Source organism: Sedimenticola selenatireducens, assembly GCF_963675335.2.
GTDB lineage: Bacteria > Pseudomonadota > Gammaproteobacteria > Chromatiales > Chromatiaceae > Sedimenticola > Sedimenticola selenatireducens.
This window is the reverse complement of sequence record NZ_CAXXYC010000003.1, coordinates 1,509,949-1,527,153: the sequence shown is the minus strand read 5'-3', so window position 1 is coordinate 1,527,153 and position 17,205 is coordinate 1,509,949. Positions and strand designations below refer to the sequence as shown.

15 protein-coding genes are annotated in these 17,205 nt (G+C 58.2%); 7 read left to right on the top strand and 8 right to left on the bottom strand.

The annotated features are described in order from the left end of the window. The first annotated feature begins 47 nt into the window (after positions 1-47). Positions 48-1,091, top strand: coding sequence for a hypothetical protein (locus ACHZBF_RS10750; protein ID WP_321528406.1), 1,044 nt, complete (start codon positions 48-50; stop codon positions 1,089-1,091). A gap of 30 nt (positions 1,092-1,121) precedes the next feature. Here the strand turns inward: ACHZBF_RS10750 and ACHZBF_RS10745 are convergent, their stop codons facing one another. After that, on the bottom strand, positions 1,122-1,985 hold the full coding sequence (locus ACHZBF_RS10745; RefSeq protein WP_029132640.1) for a sterol desaturase family protein: 864 nt from the start codon (positions 1,983-1,985) through the stop codon (positions 1,122-1,124). Positions 1,986-2,102: 117 nt separating this feature from the next. Between ACHZBF_RS10745 and ACHZBF_RS10740 the strand changes: the two genes are divergently transcribed. Continuing rightward, on the top strand, positions 2,103-2,576 hold the full coding sequence (locus tag ACHZBF_RS10740; protein WP_029132641.1) for a DUF1499 domain-containing protein: 474 nt from the start codon (positions 2,103-2,105) through the stop codon (positions 2,574-2,576). Positions 2,577-2,774: 198 nt separating this feature from the next. Here the strand turns inward: ACHZBF_RS10740 and ACHZBF_RS10735 are convergent, their stop codons facing one another. From ACHZBF_RS10735 to ACHZBF_RS10705, 7 genes are all read right to left on the bottom strand, one after another. After that, positions 2,775-3,350 carry a peptidoglycan L,D-endopeptidase MepK gene (locus ACHZBF_RS10735; protein WP_029132642.1) on the bottom strand — a complete coding sequence of 192 codons (576 nt, stop codon included), beginning with the start codon at positions 3,348-3,350 and terminating at the stop codon, positions 2,775-2,777. A 141-nt stretch (positions 3,351-3,491) separates the two neighbouring features. Beyond that, complete coding sequence (locus ACHZBF_RS10730; protein ID WP_273437313.1) at positions 3,492-5,189, bottom strand: L,D-transpeptidase family protein; 1,698 nt, start codon at positions 5,187-5,189, stop codon at positions 3,492-3,494. Positions 5,190-5,338: 149 nt separating this feature from the next. Next, complete coding sequence (locus tag ACHZBF_RS10725) at positions 5,339-5,860, bottom strand: SprT family zinc-dependent metalloprotease (protein WP_321528405.1); 522 nt, start codon at positions 5,858-5,860, stop codon at positions 5,339-5,341. 82 nt (positions 5,861-5,942) lie between these two features. Beyond that, positions 5,943-6,599 carry a LutC/YkgG family protein gene (locus ACHZBF_RS10720; protein ID WP_029132644.1) on the bottom strand — a complete coding sequence of 219 codons (657 nt, stop codon included), beginning with the start codon at positions 6,597-6,599 and terminating at the stop codon, positions 5,943-5,945. Then, a complete protein-coding gene (locus ACHZBF_RS10715; RefSeq protein ID WP_029132645.1) occupies positions 6,592-8,010 on the bottom strand; it encodes a LutB/LldF family L-lactate oxidation iron-sulfur protein in 1,419 nt (472 codons plus the stop codon). The genes ACHZBF_RS10720 and ACHZBF_RS10715 overlap by 8 nt, the downstream gene beginning before the upstream one ends. Beyond that, the gene (locus tag ACHZBF_RS10710; RefSeq protein WP_037374757.1) at positions 7,994-8,776 is read right to left on the bottom strand and encodes a (Fe-S)-binding protein; all 783 of its coding nucleotides are present in this window, start codon (positions 8,774-8,776) and stop codon (positions 7,994-7,996) included. The genes ACHZBF_RS10715 and ACHZBF_RS10710 overlap by 17 nt, the downstream gene beginning before the upstream one ends. A gap of 170 nt (positions 8,777-8,946) precedes the next feature. Next, positions 8,947-9,687 (bottom strand): FCD domain-containing protein, encoded by a 741-nt coding sequence (locus ACHZBF_RS10705; RefSeq protein ID WP_288102822.1) that lies wholly within the window; start codon positions 9,685-9,687, stop codon positions 8,947-8,949. A 357-nt stretch (positions 9,688-10,044) separates the two neighbouring features. On the opposite strand from ACHZBF_RS10705, the gene ACHZBF_RS10700 reads away from it, so the two are divergent. From ACHZBF_RS10700 to ACHZBF_RS10680, 5 genes are all read left to right on the top strand, one after another. Continuing rightward, positions 10,045-11,130 (top strand): TRAP transporter substrate-binding protein, encoded by a 1,086-nt coding sequence (locus tag ACHZBF_RS10700; protein WP_321528404.1) that lies wholly within the window; start codon positions 10,045-10,047, stop codon positions 11,128-11,130. Positions 11,131-11,247: 117 nt separating this feature from the next. Then, positions 11,248-11,886 carry a TRAP transporter small permease subunit gene (locus tag ACHZBF_RS10695; protein ID WP_084609829.1) on the top strand — a complete coding sequence of 213 codons (639 nt, stop codon included), beginning with the start codon at positions 11,248-11,250 and terminating at the stop codon, positions 11,884-11,886. A gap of 3 nt (positions 11,887-11,889) precedes the next feature. Beyond that, the gene (locus tag ACHZBF_RS10690) at positions 11,890-13,278 is read left to right on the top strand and encodes a TRAP transporter large permease (RefSeq protein WP_029132649.1); all 1,389 of its coding nucleotides are present in this window, start codon (positions 11,890-11,892) and stop codon (positions 13,276-13,278) included. Between the two features lie 60 nt (positions 13,279-13,338). Beyond that, the gene (locus ACHZBF_RS10685) at positions 13,339-16,176 is read left to right on the top strand and encodes an FAD-binding and (Fe-S)-binding domain-containing protein (RefSeq protein ID WP_321528403.1); all 2,838 of its coding nucleotides are present in this window, start codon (positions 13,339-13,341) and stop codon (positions 16,174-16,176) included. Between the two features lie 83 nt (positions 16,177-16,259). Next, entirely contained in the window at positions 16,260-17,144 is an 885-nt protein-coding gene (locus ACHZBF_RS10680) for an AEC family transporter (RefSeq protein WP_157606735.1), read from the top strand. Positions 17,145-17,205 lie beyond the last annotated feature (61 nt).

Sequence of the window (17,205 nt, the reverse complement as noted above, 5' to 3'; positions counted from 1 at the left end):
GGTGGACGTGCCATCGCTGATCCACCCTATGACACTCCGAGCAGGTAATGACCGAACGGCGAAATCTACATCTGCTTGTTCCCGGTCTGCTGGGACCGATGCCGACGCTGAATCAGGCAGGGGCGCCGCTGGATTTTAAGCTGCTGGAAAGGCTGTTGGCTCGAGCCCATCGCGTGGCGCACCCTGGGCACGACCTGGAATCGGTGCTGTTCCGCCTGTTTGGCATCTCCGCTGATGATGACCGCAACCTGCCCACTGCCGCCTATCGCCGCCTCGGTGACGGCGCAGCCGCCGATGAGCGATATTGGCTGCAACTGACGCCGGTCTATCTGCGTCCGGATCAGGACCGGCTGCTGCTGTTTGACGTGGAAGACCTGGACCTGACGCTGGATGAAGCGAATGAACTGGCTCAACTCTTCAACAGCCATTTCGCCGAAGAGGGGTGGCAGGCGGAGGTAGGTCATCCGCACCGTTGGTATCTACCGCTGGCATCGGCGCCCGCTCTCAAGACCTACGAGCTGAGCGATGTGTTTGGCCGCAATATGGATCTGTTTCTCCCGGAAGGCGAGGAGGGCATTCGCTGGCACGGAGTGCTGAACGAGATCCAGATGCTGTTTTATGCAGCGGATCTCAATGCCCGCCGCGAGCAGGCGGGGAAGGGGCCGATTAACGGCCTCTGGTTATCCGGTGGGGGGCAACTGGCTGGGCAGCCTCGGACCAGCCTCACGATACTTTATGGAAACTCCCCTCTGCTGCGTGGATTGGCCAGCGTCGCCGGTAAACCCGTTGAGCCGCTGCCGGACAGGGTCGATGTGCTGCTCGATTCGACGGGTGGAGAACTCCTTGTCTGTTACGATCGGCTGCAACGCCCGGTGCTCTGCGCCGATCCCTATGACTGGAGTGAACAGATCAATCAATTCGAGCGCTGGATTGAACCACTGGTCGATGCGGTCAGGGACAAGCGGCTCGACTCGCTCCAACTCTACACCTGTAATGGGCAGAAATACCGCATAGACAGGAGCGCGTTGCGCCGTTTCTGGAAACGACCGCAACCCCTCGGTAAATGGCTGGACAGGAACCCGCAGGGCTGAGCATAACGGCGCCCGCTCCGGTGCTCGACGTCACGCCTTGGGGCGTTTGTTCCAATTGCGCCGATTGATGGTATAGCCCGTGCTGTGGCCGGAAAATGGCAGCAGCAACATACCCGGCAGCCGCTCCACCTTGGTCGGGTCACGAAACCGGTCAATACCAATGGTCATCCCTTCATGCCCCGCGTCGGGTTGCGCCTTGTAGGTGCCGAACAGCCGGTCCCACCAGGGCAGGTTGAAGCCGAAATTGCTGTTGGTCTCGTCATCCTCAATGGAATGATGTACCCGATGCATATCCGGGGTGACAACAAACAGTCGCAATACCCTATCCACTTTCACCGGCAGTCGCAGATTGCCATGATTGAACATGGACGTGGCGTTCAGCAATATCTCGAAAATTACAACGGCCAGCACCGGTGGGCCCAGCAACAGGATGGCGGCGAATTTAATCAGCATGGAAAAGATGATCTCCAATGGATGGAAACGGGCGCCCGTGGTGACGTCGAAATCCAGGTCGGCATGGTGTACCCGGTGCAGCCGCCAGAGCAGGGGGATGGCGTGCACCATGACATGCTGCAGGTAGATAATGCCATCCAGCAGGATGACCGAAACGGTTGCCGAGAGCGCCAGCGGCAGATGGTAATAGTTAAACAGACCCCAACCCTGTTGTCCGGCAAAAACCGCCACTCCGACCGCCGCCGCAGGAAACAGCAGGCGCAGCAGCAGCGAGTTGAGAAAGGTGAGGCCCAGGTTATGCGACCAGCGCAGGATCTTGGGCTGACTCAGTAACCGGCGCGGGGTCAGGATCTCCCAGAGAGCCACCAGCAATAGTATGCCGAAGAAAAAGCCGAGTCGTATTGGTACTTCGTTCTCAAGAATAAAGTTGTTCCAGTCCATAAGTATCGATACCGGTTACCCAAACAGGGCATGTCTGCTGATGTTACATCATCCTGAACCAATGTGGCGTATCATCAGCTGGAAGATGCTCCCCCTTATGCAACAGGAAGCGACCCCATGAAAGCAGCATTTATTATTGTGCTCGGTATAACGGTTGCTGTGATTATGCTGTTCTTTATCCTTGCTATGGTTTCCCGCTCGGGAGAGCCTCCGGGACTGGCCGGGGGAATGCTGTCGAAATGTCCCGACAGACCCAACTGCGTTTGTAGTGAGTATGTGGAAGATACTGCGCACCACATCCCGCCGATCCCTATCCCGCCGGACAATCAGCAGAATATTTTGCCTTTATTAACAAGTATTATCGGCGAGATGGGCGGGACGGTGCTTGCCGAGCGCGACGGCTATCTGGCCGCCACGTTCAGCTCTGTCGTTTTCGGATTTGTGGATGATCTGGAGGTCCGTATCGATACCGCCCGACAGCTGATCCATATCCGCTCCGGTTCGCGGGTTGGCTATAGTGATGGGGGTGTCAATGCCAAACGGACCGAACAGTTGAGAACACTGTTCGAGGCGAAGCGCACGGCAAGCTAGGAGTCTGTCGGGCTTGACCGATCGTGGCGAGGGAACGCCGATTTGAGACAGATTTTCCGATCTTTCGAGGCGAATAGTGAACCTATTCAACGAGAAAGATCGGAGAATATGGCCAAATCCGGCTCTTCCGCAGTAGATTAGTGTTAAGTCCGACAGACTCCTAGGCACGGGGGTGATGGAGGCCGGCGGGTTACTGGCTTACCAGTATCTTACGCGTCCGGTATCCACGTGAACGAAATTGGACTGGGTGTAGAGACCGACACCACCTGCTTTCAGCGATTTGGCGGCGCGGTGGAGCTGTTTGATGTCACATCCGGATAGACGGATATCGAGGGCCTTGCCATCCATGTGCAGGCTGCGTTTGGCAACGCCATTGCTGTTTTGGCGCAACATTCTGTTGGTCTTGGGGGAGCGGTAGCCTGAGATGATGTGAAATTCGCCACGGCAGCCGATACGGGCCTGTACCTGGTGCAGCAGGTCGAATAGCCGCGGGTCCATTTTGTGCTGGTCGCCGGTGCGGTGATCACGCAACAGGTGATTGATCTCTTTCAGTCCGTCCCGAATGTACTCGCCATCGGCCCAATAGGTAACCTTGGTGCGTTCTCCCGTATGCAGGTGATGCAGCGCCAGCACGCGTTCAGGTTTCTTGGCAATGTTGGCGAAGGCGTTGGGAACTACCAGAACGGCCGCAGCTGCGGCACAGCCACTGAGGAATCCGCGTCGACTGAGGGTGGGTGTCTGCAGTTCTGATTTTTTTGTTGGCTCAAACATCATGAAGCCGGGTTCCCCAATGCATACGGCTGACTTGCTTGTTTTATATCGAAAAAATTTTGTCGATGCTATACGAAGAGGCCGCTCATTGCCAGCCGTGTGAGCCCTGTCACGCTGTGGGCGTGCCGGATCGAAGAGTTGTCGCTAATTAGGGAAGGAGGTTTCTTCCGCTTCCTGATGGGCAAACTTTTTATCCTGGGAAGGGTATAACTGCCCCAGGCTCAGGATCAGTGGGCGGTCGAGATCGTAGATGTCGGGACGGAACTGGATCTGTCCCGCCGGGTCAACCCAGGCCGTGAAATAGACCAGAAACACATCTATCGGGTTGGCTAGTCTGAAGTAACTGCTTTCACGGGAATCCAGCTGACTGGTGAAGGAAGAGGCTGTTTCGAGATCGCCTTCGGGCAGTAACTGATGAACGAATCCCCTGATATCCTGGACTCGCACACAACCGGAACTGAAGTCCCGGACGGGCTGTTCAAACAGTCTCTGGGCCGGGGTGTCGTGCAGGTAGATGGCATAGGGATTGGGCATGTGGAATTTAATCCGTCCCAGGCTGTTGCCGTCGCCTGGACTTTGGCGCAACTGAAACGGGAAGTTGTATTTGTTGTATTGCCCCCACTCGATCATGGCCGGATCCTGCTCCACCCAGTTGTCCCCCTCCCGTTGTTGGACCTGGATGTTCTTGCGTAAAAGGTATTCAGAATCACGGCGCTGTTCCGGGAGCAGGTCTTCCACGGCTATGCGTCGTGGTATGGTCCAGGTCGGGTTCAGTACCAGGTGAGTCACGCGTGTGGCGAAAGACGGGGTATTGCGCATGGGGCGGCCGATAATGGTGCGCTTTTCCATCTGTATCTGGTCATGCTCCACCAGTTGCACCAGATAGCCGCCGATATTGACCAGAATGTAACGATCACCAAGCTGTTGCGGCAACCAGCGCCAGCGCTCCAGGTTTGACTTTATCTGGGCGATGCGTTGTTCGATGGGAATATTCAGAGCGTTGCGTGTCTCGGGGCCGATGATGCCATCCTGCTTGAGGCCGTGCGATTGCTGAAAGCGTTCGACGCTCTGCTGCAACCGGGGGTCGTAGATTCTGTCATCAATGGGCGATTCGCCCGTTTCAAGTTCTTCCGAGGCGATGAGTCGTTGACGCAGCAGTGGTATCAGGTCGTGATGCTCGCCGGGGCGTATCAAGGGCGCTTCGGGAAGTCCGGGCCAGCCACCTCGGTCGGCTATACGGCGATAGTCAGACAACGCCCGCAGCAACTGGTGATAGCTTTGGGATCGCGGGTTCAGGCTTTGCAATACAGATACCGGGTCCAAATTGACCACCGCCTGATCCAGCAGTCGTGAGGCATCTATCTGTTCCACGGGTATTTTCCACAGCGGGTCCACTTCGCCTGGATCGAGCTGTCCCTGGGCGAGGTGCCGGCTCAGCCGGAGAAATGCATCGGTCAGCAGCAGGTCGTTACGAATGATCTGCTGAATCTTGTCGAGGTGCCGGGCATCGAGGCTTTGGGCGTGATAAAAACCAGGGTCGAACCCGAGCTCCGCACTGCCCATGATATAGCGTTTCAATGCACTGCCCGCCTCACTGATCAGGCCCGCCGCATCATGCCACAACAACCGGTTGCCGTAGTTGCTATAAATCTGCCGCAATTGTGACCAGTCCGGGGAGGGGTGTATCGGCAGCGACTCACCGGTGGTGAGCTGCTCCTGCAACGAGCCAGTGAGCACGGACGTCGTGATCTCTTTCTCATCGGCGCCGCTCGGACCAAGGAAAGCCATCAGTGCCAGTAGTACCAGCAGATGCAGACGGTAGTGAAAGTTAATCTCAGTCATGGTCCTTTGGAACAACAGCGGGTGGAGACATAGGTGCGCAGAAGTGCCTGCTCTGCCTGATAGTATAGATCGCAGCGGGATTGAGTATAACCGGGGAAGTCTCCTCAAAGTGGGCGGGAACTGATTTATATCACGACCGCCAACTGTTGCTATAGTCCCTGATCTGATTCGGCGAGCTCGATCAGCGGCTGTCTGCAGGAGCGGCAGTGGTAGCTTTGACCCTGCAATACCCGGTTGTGGCGGATGCTGCTGAGTTGGTGGGTACGGCAGTCGCAGTGATAGGGATAACGCTTCAATGTGCGTCGGCTGGAGCGGCTGACGTCGTAGTTGTGGCAGCGCGAGGCCTCTGCACCGAACAGCTGCATCACCTGGCGCCACTCCGGGCCGTGAGGTCTGATCTTTTTTCCGAACAGGCGGCGGGCGACGATATGCGCCACTTCGTGCGGCACGGTGCGCTTGAGAAAATCATCCCGGTTCTCGGTCAGCAGCAGCGCATTGAAGCGGATGACGGGGGTGGAACGGGCCGGAAAGATGGCCATCCCGGCTGCCTTGCCGGTGAGGTCAAATCGGACAATCACCTTGCCCGGGTCTCGTTGGAAGCGGTTGCCGGCAGTTGCCAGTAGTTGTTGAGTCAGGGCTTCCACTTCCTGATGCAGTGCGGTCTCAGACATCCGGGCAGATTACACCATCCGGCAAGAGATGGCATTGCCCTTTGTGGGAAGTTGCAGCGGGCGCCATCGACGTCTGTCGAATCTATTCAATCAGCAGCACAATCAGTTCCACCGGGCCGTGCACGCCATAGGCCAGGGTCTGCTCGATATCCGCGGACTTGGAGGGGCCGGAGATCAGCAGGGCATTGGTCGGCATGCCGTCCTGCCAGTTTTCGTTGGCAATGGCATCGGCAAAAGTGTTGTGCAGCTTGTCTGCTTCCACCACCGCGATATGCACCGGTGGCACCAGGGAGAAGGTGCGCGGCTCTTCCGGGGTGGGCCAGAGGATCATCGCCCCCACCTCGGCTATGGCGCTGCGGGTGGAGGTGATGGCGGCATCGATGTCGAAGAACAGCTCCTCTTTCCAGCCATCCACATCCACTTCACGGGTGACCAGTTCCGGCAACTCTTCGCCTGCCCGCCAGGCGCTCTCAATCTTTTCCGCCAGCGGTCCGGCCGGGGCGTAGAGCAGATTTTTCAGCTGTTTCTCTTTCACCAGTTTGGCCAGTTGTTCCGGCCAGTCGGCAGCGGTGACCCGGTGCACTTCGGTCCTCACTGAGCGCATCGCCTTGCAGAACAGTTCGATACGTTGTTGCCGATTCCAGTCAGGTGAATTGAAACCGCGATCCAGATCCACCGGGGGCTTTTCTGCATTTCTGGCGCGCAGCCGGGCCAGAATGTTGTCACGTGCCTTACTCATGGTCAAAACCCTCTTCCCGGGCCAGTTGGTGTAATGATTTCGGGGCGATTTTCGGGGCTGTGCGCACCCGGGTCCAGGGACCGATCTTGTTGGGTATGGCGCCACGGAACAGGCTGGCCAGCCGGGTGCCGCTGCGATACACAGCAGGATTGGCATGCGCCCAGCTCCACAGTTTCCAGATCATCGCCTCCTTGCCGGAACGCTGCGAGCCCTGGCCGTTGGTGGCGCCGGTATGGTCGTCCCGCACCTGCTCATAGCGCAACCGGTGCAGCAGCTTCGGTAGCGGGATTTTCACCGGGCAGACCTCGCCGCAAGCACCGCACAGGGTGGAGGCGGTAGGCAGGACGCCGAACTTGTCCAGGCCGAATTTCTGCGGTTCTATACATGAGCCGATCGGACCGGGAATCAGCGAGCCGTAGGCGTGGCCGCCGATGCGGGTGTAGACCGGGCAGTGATTCATGCAGGCGCCACAGCGGATGCAGCGCAGGCTGTCGAACAGTTCGTCATCCTCGTAGATCTTGGAGCGCTGGTTGTCCAGCAGCACCAGGTGTACCTCCTTGGGTCCATCCCGTTCACCCGGTTTGCGCGGTGAGCTGATCATGTTGAAGTAGGTGGAGATGTGCTGGCCGCTGGCCGAGCGGGTGAGCAGTTTCAGCAGGGGCGGGACATCCGACAGCTTCTCCAATACCTTCTCGATGCCGGTGACGGCGATATGTACCGGCGGTACGGTGGTGCACATGCGGCCGTTGCCCTCGTTCTCCACCAGGCAGAGGGTGCCGGTCTCCGCCACGGCAAAGTTGACTCCGGAAAGACCGATCTCCGCCTCGTAGAACTTGCTACGCAGAACCTGGCGCGCGCTGCGGGTCATGGTCTCGATATCCTCGCTGTAGGGGATGTCGGGATGCTTGGCCTTGAACAGCTTGGCGATCTCCTGTTTGCTCTTGTGGATGGCCGGGGCAATGATGTGGGAGGGCGTCTCATGATCCAGCTGGATGATGTATTCACCCAGGTCGGACTCGATGCAGCTCTTACCCTGGGCTTCGAGGAAATGATTCATCTCCATCTCCTCGGAGACCATCGACTTGCCCTTGATCATGCGCGTGGCGTTATGCCGTTCCATGATCTCCAGCACAATCCGGTTGGCCTGCTCGATGGTCTCGGCCCAGTGCACCTGGATGCCGTTGCGGGTGCAGTTGGCCTCCAGTTGCTCCAGTAGCTCCGGCTGTTTGGCCAGGGCATTGGCGCGGATCTTCGAGCCGAGGACGCGCAGCTCTTCCATGAAGGACTTGTCGGGAAAGGCGTTGCTGCGCTTCTCCATCAGCCCGTCCATGGCGATACGGAAATTGCTGCGTAGTTGCGGGTTGTTCAGCGCCTCCTGTACGCGCTGGTCGAATTCAGCTTTTTGTTGCATGGGTACGCTCCCAGAGGAAACTGGCAATGTGCTGGCCCTTGATGTGATGGTTCCGGGGTCCGATGCCCTGGTGTTCCATGTGCCCGGTGATGTTCATCAGGCAGCCGCAATCGCCACTGACCAGTTGGTCGGCACCGGTATCGCTGATGGCCTGGGCTTTGTCTGCCACCATGGCGGCGGAGATGTCCGGATGCTTGACCGCAAAGGTGCCGCCGAAACCGCAGCACTCCGCCTTGCGAGCCTGCTCCACCAGCTGCACGTTGCCGAGCTGGCGCAACAGCGCCTCGTGCTCATCGGCAACGCCCATCTCGCGACGTGCCGAGCAGGCGGTGTGCAGGGCGACCTTGACGGGTTCGCCGAGATCCTTCAATTCAATCTTCAACACATGCACCAGGAATTCGGTCAGTTCGAACACCCGTTGCGAGAATTCATTCACCAGGGCTTCTTCGGGCTTGCCCTTGAACACCTCCGGGTAGTGGTGACGCATCATGCCGGCGCAGGAGCCGGAGGGGACCACAATGGGATAATCCTTGGGGAAGCAGCGGATCTGGTTCAGCACCACCGCCCGGGTCTCATTGCGGTAACCGGAGTTCCAGGCCGGTTGTCCGCAGCAGGTCTGGTCCTGTGGGAAGATCACCTGGACCCCTTCCCGCTGGATCAGCCGCATGCCGGCCAGCCCGGCCTGGGGATAGAGCAGGTCGATCAGGCAGGTGCCGAAAAAATAGACCTTTTCGGGCCTGTCCGGATAGTGCTGGATCAGAGACATAGTGGCTCCCGAGTAGTGTGAATCAAAAAGTTAATACGCAAATAATAGAATGTGCTGAGCGCAGTTTTGTAGGGTGGATAAGCCGGTAGGCGCATCCACCATTGTTGCGGTGGATGCGCTGTCGCTTATCCACCCTACGAAATCACATCCTACAGGATAACAGCCAATCGTTATGTTGACAGGCCGCGCAGGGAGCGCTGCTTGCGCACCTCTTCACGGTCAATCTGCTGTAGCGACTCCTCCACAAATACCAGATGCTCCTGCGCCGCCTGGCGTGCCTTCTCGGCATCGCCCTCGACAACGCTGTTCATCAGCCGTTCATGCTGGTGACTGAGCGGCTCGAATACCCGGGGCAGGGTGTAGAGCTTGTCCAGATTGTGCGAGATGCTGCTCTGGAGCAGGGTGAACAGCCCGCGCATTACATGCAGCAGCACCAGGTTGTGCGACGCCTCGACGATCGACAGATGAAAGGCGGCGTCGGCACGCGCCTCGTCCATGGGATCGGGGCTGCCGTGGTTTTTTATCATCACATCGAAACAGCGCCTGATCTTCTCCTTGTCTTCACCGGTGCCGCGCAGGGCCGCGTAATAGGCGGCCGTTCCCTCCAGGGCGTGGCGGATCTCCAGTACATCGAAGCGTGATTCCGGCATCTCCCTGAGCAGGGTAATCAACGGATCGACAAACGACGGCTCCAGCGATTCACATACATAGGTCCCGCCGCCATGGCGGGTGCTGAGGAGACCCTTGCTGTTGAGTTTTTGTATCGCTTCACGCAGGGAGGGTCTTGATACCTCCAGTCGCTGAGCCAGGTCACGCTCGGCCGGGAGTTTCTCTCCAGGTTTGAGATCGCCCTCTGCAATCATCGTCTCCAGCTTTTCTGCAATCTGGTCAGAAAGTCGTTGCTGTTTCATGTTGCGGTCTCTGCTTCCTTACAACTGGTAAGACCAATTGTTTTTGAGTTTAGATGGATTTGTTAAAAAAGAGAAGTCCTGGGGGGCTATTTTATCAAATTTTCAACAAAAATAACGCAGTAAGGAGGGTATATATAGGGTGTGAACGGCCTGATATTTTCTCTTTCCGAATGTTTGACATTACAAATTCCATAGGTTACTAATAAATTGGCCTGACCAATTAACCAGTTTGTCAGGCGACAGGATGGCCTTGTCAAATCGTCTCGGGATTGTGATCCGCGCAGGGTAGAAGCCGGAGAGAAGACGGTTGATCGGGAGGCCGTCACCCTGTTTCCCCATTGGAGTGAGAAAAAAACGATGAATCGAAAATTGATCTCTGTAGTGTCTGCTGCTGCCCTAGCCCTGAGTGTTGCCAGCGGTGCCGTATTGTCGGCAGAAAAGAAAACCCTGTTGAAGGTGCCGGTCTATTTCGGCACCCACCTGACCGGTCTGGGCAGTACCCCGAAGTGGCTGGCCGATCACCTGAATGTCGCCAGTGGCGGCAGTGTCAAGATCAAGGTTTATGAGCCGGGCAAGCTGATCCCGCCCAAGGAGATCCTGGAGTCGGTCGCCAGCGGCAAGGTGAATGCCGGCTATACCACACCGGGTTACAACACCGGCGTGCTGGGTGCGAAGGGCGGCATCTTCTCCGCCGTGCCTTTTGGTCCCGATGCCCCGGAATTCCTCGCCTGGATTTATTATGGTGAAGGCCGCAAGCTGTGGCAGGAGATGTATGACAAGAAGGGGTTGAATGTACACTCCATTCCCTGTGGCATCACTGCGCCGGAGACTTCCGGGTGGTTTAACAAACCGATCGATAAACCGGCCGATCTGCAGGGCCTGCGCATGCGCTTCTTTGGTCTGGGGGCGCTGGTGATGGAGAAGATGGGCGTCTCCACCAGCCTGTTGCCATCCAGTGAGATCTTCCCGGCGCTGGAGAAGGGGGCGATCGATGCCACCGAGTTCTCCATGCCGGCAATCGACAAGCTGCTCGGTTTCCACAAGATCCTCAAGTTCAACTACTACCCCGGCTGGCATCAGCCGGCAACTGTGTATGAACTGCTGGTGAATGGCGATACCTGGAAGGGTATGGGTGAGACCCAGCAGGGTCTGCTGGAGATGAGCTGCAAGGCCGCCATGCTGGATGGCCTGGCACTGGGGGAAGCGATCCAGTTCCCGCAGATGAAGGAGAATCTCCAGAAGAACGGCGTGGAGAACCGCTACTGGTCTCCCGAGATCCTGGATGCATTCGAGGGTAAGTGGAACGAGGTTGTGGCAGAAGAGTCGGCCAAGGACCCTGAGTTCAAGGCGATCTGGGACAACATGCAGAGCTTCCGCAGCGACTACGCCATCTGGAACAAGTGGGCCTTCCTGCCCCGTCCGGGCACTGTGCGCGAGCAGTAAACTGCTACAGGAGGGGCCCGGGTTTCGGGGCCCCTCTTTTTTTATCCGCCCCATTTATCCCCGTATCTGCGTGACGATGCGTGGGTGAAATATTCCTGGAATTTATCGAGGCAAGAGATGAATCAACCCAACGATCTGGAATACCGCATTCCCATCGTCGATGCCCTGAATGGATTTGTGCAACGTATCGGCCAGGTGATGGCCTGGAGCAATGTGCTGCTGATCGGCATAATCCTGGTTCAGGTCGTCCTGCGTTACGGCTTCAATCACGGACTGGTTTATCTGGAGGAGCTGATCTGGCACATCTATGCCGTCGGCTTCATGTTCGGCCTCAGTTTTGCCATTACCAATGATTCACACATTCGTGTGGATATCGTGCATATGAACCTCTCCCGCGCCAATCAGCACCGCTGGGAGATCTTCGGCATCCTGTTTCTGCTGTTGCCCTTCATTGTGGTGATCTTTCTGCACAGCCTGGAGTGGGTCTACTACGCCTACGAAACCGGTGAGAGCTCCGCCAACCCCACCGGCCTGCCTTATCGCTGGGTGGTTAAATCGGTCATCCCGCTCAGCTTTGCCCTGTTGTTTATTGCGACCATCGCACGCCTGGTCCGTGAGGTTACGTTGCTGTTGCATCTGGCCCGGGAGCCGGAGGAGGCCTATCCGGGACGCGTCTCCATGCTGCGTCACCTGTTTCAGGTGCAGGAGCAGGGCAGTGGTGACACCAGCGACAACCATCAGCGCGGGGAGGGCTGAGCCATGGAGATGAACGAGATCCTGGTTATCGCGATGTTCGTCAGTTTCATCGCGCTGCTGTTTACCGGTTTTCCGGTCGCCTGGGCGCTGGCCGGTATCGGTGTGCTGTTTGCCGGTGTGGGTTATCTGGCGGACAACCACCTGGATACCATGACCGGCCTGGACTATTCCACCCTGGGCCTCGCGGTGGGGCGTATCTTCGGCATCATGGACAACTGGGTGCTGGTGGCCCTGCCGATGTTTATTTTCATGGGCCTGATGCTGGACAAATCGGGTGTCGCCGAACGCATGATGCACGCCATGCAGGGGCTGTTCGGCCGGGTCCGTGGCGGGCTGGCCATAGCGGTGACCCTGATCGGTATTATCCTGGCCGCCTCCACCGGTATTATCGGGGCCTCGGTGGTGTTGCTCGGTGTGATGTCCCTGCCGGTGATGATGCGTCAGCAATACAGTAAGACCCTGGCACTGGGCACCGTTGCCGGTGCCGGTTGTCTCGGTATCCTGATTCCGCCCAGCATCATGCTGGTGATCATGGGAGATCAGATGGGCCTCTCGGTGGGTGATCTGTTCATGGGTGCCGTGTTTCCCGGCATCATCCTGGGGATCTTCTATATGCTCTATATCCTCGGTTTCTCTTTCTTCCGTCCCGCCGCGGCGCCGCTCGCGGACAATGCCCAGGCGGTCAGTCTCGCGGTGGTCTGGAGCGTGTTGAAGACCATTCTGCCGCCTGCGGCCCTGATCCTGGCAGTGCTGGGTTCCATCTTCGCCGGTATTGCCACGGTAACCGAGGCCAGCGGCATTGGCGCGCTGGGTGCCATCATCATGGCCGCCAGCTATCGTCAGCTCAGCTGGTCGGTCATGAAAGAGGTGGTGATCAACACCTTCAACACCTCGGCCTATATCTTCGCCATCTTTGTCGGTGCCACGGTGTTTGCCCTGGTGCTGCGGGAGCTGGGTGGTGATGAGCTGATCGAGTCTACCCTGACCGGCCTGCCGTTCGGGCCCTACGGTATTATCGCCTTTATTCTCGGCGTGGTATTTCTGCTCGGCTTCTTCCTCGACTGGATCGAGATCAGCCTGATCATCCTGCCGCTGCTGGCACCGGTGATCAAGGGGCTGGGGCTGGATATCGACGGCCACGGGGTGGTGGACAATCCCGAACTGGTCTGGTTTGCCCTGCTGGTGGCGGTGACCCTGCAGACCTCTTTCCTGACGCCGCCGGTCGGATTTGCCCTATTCTATCTAAAAGGGGTCTGTCCACCGGGCATTTCCCTGATGGATATCTACAAGGGGGTGATTCCATTCATTGTGCTGCAGCTGCTGGGTCTGCTGGTGGTGGCCTTCTTCCCCGAGGTGGTGACCTGGTTGCCGTCGGTGGCTTATGGCAAGTAAGGCAAAGGTTTTCTGATGAGTGATGGTTGTGGGTTATTAACCCTTGGATACAGGTAAGACATGTCAGCGGACTACACGGCATTAAAGCGCGAACTGGGATATTTTATCGGCGACGACCGGTTGATTGATGACCCGCTGCGCACCCTGGCCTACGGCACCGATGCCAGCTTCTACCGGTTGATACCGAAACTGGTCGTCAAGGTGAATGACGAGGCCGAGATGGTGCGGATTCTGGCGGCCGCCCACCGTTTCAACACACCGGTTACCTTCCGGGCGGCCGGTACCAGTCTCTCCGGGCAGGCGATCAGCGATTCGGTGCTGTTGCTGCTCTCGGGCGACTACTGGCGGGGCTATAGCATCAGTGACGATGCGGCGATTATTCGCCTGCAACCGGGGGTGATCGGTGCCTGGGCCAATAGTTACCTGGCTCCCTATCAGCGCAAGATCGGTCCTGACCCGGCCTCCATCAACGCGGCCAAGATCGGTGGCATCGCCGCCAACAACGCCAGCGGCATGTGTTGTGGCTCGGCCCAGAACAGCTACCACACCCTCGCCAGTCTGCGCCTCATCCTGGCCGACGGGACGGTACTGGATACGGCAGACCCGCAATCGGTCACCGCTTTCCGGGATTCCCATGACGAGTTGTTGAAGTCACTCTCCGTGCTGGCGGCTGAAACGCGCAACAATCCCACACTCGCCGAACGTATTCGTCACAAGTACCGGTTGAAAAACACCACCGGTTACAGCCTCAATGCACTGATCGATTTTGCTGATCCGATTGATATCCTGCAGCACCTGATGATCGGCTCCGAGGGAACGCTCGGCTTCATTTCGGAGATCGGTTACCGCACGGTGGTGGATCACCCCTGCAAATCCACCGCCCTGATCCTGTTTCCCACGGTGGAGATCGCCTGCCAGGCGGTGGCGCTGCTCAAGCAGGCCCCGGTGACGGCGGTGGAACTGATGGACCGCGCTGCCCTGCGTTCAGTACAGGATAAGCCGGACATGCCGGCCTACCTGCATGCACTGGATGATGAGGTGGCCGCCCTGCTGGTAGATGTGCGCGCCGCCGATCCGGAGACGCTGAAACTCCAGGTGGCGGAGATCCTGGCGGTGCTGAAAAATATCCAACTGGTGCGCGAGGCTGAGTTCACCTTCGATTCGGTGGCCTATCAGGCGTTGTGGAATATTCGCAAGGGGCTGTTCCCGGCGGTGGGGGCGGTACGTACCACCGGTACCACGGTGATTATTGAAGATATCGCCTTTCCGGTACCGCAATTGGCGGCGGCGGTCAGGGGGCTGCATCAGTTGTTCGAAAAGTATCACTATCACGAGGCGCTGATCTTCGGGCACGCCCTGGAAGGCAATCTGCACTTTGTCTTTACCCAGGATTTTGGCACCACCGCCGAGGTGCAACGTTACCAGGGCCTGATGGACGAGGTGTGTACGCTGGTAGTGGGTGAGTACGGTGGATCGCTGAAGGCGGAACACGGCACCGGCCGCAACATGGCACCATTCGTGGAGATGGAGTGGGGCAGTGACGCCTATCGCCTGATGTGGCAGCTCAAACGGCTGTTCGATCCGGCCAATCTGCTCAATCCCGGCGTCATCCTCAACGAGGATGCCGAGATTCATCTGAAGAATCTCAAACCGCTGCCACCGGCTGACCCGCTGATTGACAAGTGCATCGAGTGCGGTTTCTGTGAGCCGATCTGCCCCTCGCGCAATCTCACCCTGACACCACGCCAGCGCATCGTCTCCTGGCGCGAAATCTCGCGGCTGAAAAAGAGCGGTGAAGATGCCCAGCGACTTGCGCGCTTTGAACACGACTTCGCCTATCAGGGGCTGGATACCTGTGCGCTGGATGGACTCTGCGCCATCGAGTGTCCGGTGGGCATCGATACCGGCAAGCTGACCAGGCAGATTCGCCAGTCACAACATGGCAGCGCCGCGGCACGTATTGGTGATTGGGTGGACAGGCACTTCTCCACGGTTGCCGCTACGACCCGTGCCGGTCTCCGGCTGGCGGCACTCTCCCAGGATCTGCTGGGTGACCGGCTGATGGGCAAAACCAGCGGCCTGATGCGACGCCTGAGCGGTGAACGTATCCCGCAATGGAATCCGGCCATGCCGCGCGCCGCCGGCAAGCTGCCGGCATCGGTTACCGATGTCCCCGGGCGCAACGGCACGGTGGTCTATTTTCCCAGCTGTGTCAGCCGCACCATGGGACCGGCCAAGTCCGATCCCTTTCAGGCCGATCTGCATCAGGTGATGCAATCGCTGTTGTACAAGGCCGGCTACCGGGTGATTATCCCCGAACGTCCGGAGGGGCTCTGTTGCGGCATGGCGCTGGAGAGTAAGGGGTTGTTGGCGCAAGCGGACCAGAGTCTGCTGCGGCTGGAGCAGGCTTTGTGGGCTGCCAGTGAACAGGGCCGCTATCCAGTCCTGTGCGATACCAGCCCTTGTACCTTCCGCATGCTCGAACAGATCAGGCAACCGTTGCAGATACACGAGCCGGTGGGCTTCATCAATCGCTACCTGTTGGAACACCTGCGGCGCACATCGCAAATGGCGAGTGTGGCGCTGCACATCACCTGCACCAGCCGCAAGATGGGTCTGGCCGATGAGATGCGCCGGCTGGCGCAACAGTGTGCGCAACAGGTGTTCCTGTCCGAGGACAAGGGCTGCTGCGGATTTGCCGGCGATAAGGGATTCACCCGTCCCGAGCTGAATGCTTCGGCACTGAAACGGCTGAAGGCGTCGCTCCCGGCAGATTGTGAAATGGGCATATCCAACAGCCGCACTTGCGAGATCGGGCTGTCGCTGCATGCCGGTCTCTCTTATCAGTCCATCGTCTACCTGGTTGATCGATGTTTCGAGGCAGAGTATCCCGCTTGATTTGATGGCTGGTCATCAATGGATGAAGTGTGGATACTAGCGCCTTTTAAAATTCAATCAGTAGCATTCGGATCGTCCCTTCCATGCAACAGATATTCAGCATTGTCTTTCCCATTTTCGCCATCGTCCTGGTGGGCTATCTTTATGGACGCCGGCATGCGCCGGATATGGCGGCAGCCAATCAGCTCAACCTGGATATCTTTGTCCCGGCGCTGATTTTTCATGTGCTGTCACAGAAGAGCTTTGAGCTGGGTGCCTACCAGGAACTGGCATTGGCATCACTGCTGGTGGTGTTGGGTTCCGGGGTGCTGGCCTGGGGCGTGGCCCGTTTGCTGAAGTATGAGGCCAAGACCTTTGTGCCGCCCATGATGTTCTCCAACTCCGGCAATATGGGACTGCCACTGGCGCTGTTCGCCTTTGGTGAGGCGGCGCTACCGGCGGCGGTGGTGTTGTTCATTGTCGAGAACACGCTGCATTTCAGTATCGGCATGAAGATGCTGGATCACCGTACCTCGCTGATCGGTATTCTACGAATCCCCATGGTGCTGGCGACGGTTGCCGGTATCGCCTTCAGTCTCACCGGCTGGGTGCTGCCCAATGTGTTGTCGGTCTCCATTGAGATGGTGGGGCAGGTGGCGATTCCCCTGATGCTGTTTTCCCTCGGTGTGCGCCTGACCGGGGTGGATCTTCGGGACTGGCGCATCGGTGTCATTGGTGCCCTGGTCTGTCCCGCCACCGGGCTGATTATTCTATTGATGATCACCCCCTTCCTGGACCTGCCCGCACTGCAGTACGGACAACTGCTGGTGTTCAGTGTATTGCCCCCTGCGGTGCTCAACTTCATGGTGGCGGAGAAGTACAACCAGGAGCCGCGCAAGGTCGCATCAATTGTCATGCTCGGCAACCTCGGCAGTCTGCTGGTGATTCCGCTGGCATTGGCCTATATCCTGGCGCAGAACGGGTTGTGATTCAGCATTGCGGTTGGATTCACTCGACCGGGGCTGCGGTGTAGCTGTTCCGTTTCCCAAA

What these genes read in the sequence shown, in the direction of transcription:
- ACHZBF_RS10750 (WP_321528406.1), top strand. Translation starts at nt 48, where the DNA reads ATGACCGAACGGCGAAATCTACATCTGCTTGTTCCCGGTCTGCTGGGA.
- ACHZBF_RS10745 (WP_029132640.1), bottom strand. Translation starts at nt 1,985, where the DNA reads ATGGACTGGAACAACTTTATTCTTGAGAACGAAGTACCAATACGACTC.
- ACHZBF_RS10740 (WP_029132641.1), top strand. Translation starts at nt 2,103, where the DNA reads ATGAAAGCAGCATTTATTATTGTGCTCGGTATAACGGTTGCTGTGATT.
- ACHZBF_RS10735 (WP_029132642.1), bottom strand. Translation starts at nt 3,350, where the DNA reads ATGATGTTTGAGCCAACAAAAAAATCAGAACTGCAGACACCCACCCTC.
- ACHZBF_RS10730 (WP_273437313.1), bottom strand. Translation starts at nt 5,189, where the DNA reads ATGACTGAGATTAACTTTCACTACCGTCTGCATCTGCTGGTACTACTG.
- ACHZBF_RS10725 (WP_321528405.1), bottom strand. Translation starts at nt 5,860, where the DNA reads ATGTCTGAGACCGCACTGCATCAGGAAGTGGAAGCCCTGACTCAACAA.
- ACHZBF_RS10720 (WP_029132644.1), bottom strand. Translation starts at nt 6,599, where the DNA reads ATGAGTAAGGCACGTGACAACATTCTGGCCCGGCTGCGCGCCAGAAAT.
- ACHZBF_RS10715 (WP_029132645.1), bottom strand. Translation starts at nt 8,010, where the DNA reads ATGCAACAAAAAGCTGAATTCGACCAGCGCGTACAGGAGGCGCTGAAC.
- ACHZBF_RS10710 (WP_037374757.1), bottom strand. Translation starts at nt 8,776, where the DNA reads ATGTCTCTGATCCAGCACTATCCGGACAGGCCCGAAAAGGTCTATTTT.
- ACHZBF_RS10705 (WP_288102822.1), bottom strand. Translation starts at nt 9,687, where the DNA reads ATGAAACAGCAACGACTTTCTGACCAGATTGCAGAAAAGCTGGAGACG.
- ACHZBF_RS10700 (WP_321528404.1), top strand. Translation starts at nt 10,045, where the DNA reads ATGAATCGAAAATTGATCTCTGTAGTGTCTGCTGCTGCCCTAGCCCTG.
- ACHZBF_RS10695 (WP_084609829.1), top strand. Translation starts at nt 11,248, where the DNA reads ATGAATCAACCCAACGATCTGGAATACCGCATTCCCATCGTCGATGCC.
- ACHZBF_RS10690 (WP_029132649.1), top strand. Translation starts at nt 11,890, where the DNA reads ATGGAGATGAACGAGATCCTGGTTATCGCGATGTTCGTCAGTTTCATC.
- ACHZBF_RS10685 (WP_321528403.1), top strand. Translation starts at nt 13,339, where the DNA reads ATGTCAGCGGACTACACGGCATTAAAGCGCGAACTGGGATATTTTATC.
- ACHZBF_RS10680 (WP_157606735.1), top strand. Translation starts at nt 16,260, where the DNA reads ATGCAACAGATATTCAGCATTGTCTTTCCCATTTTCGCCATCGTCCTG.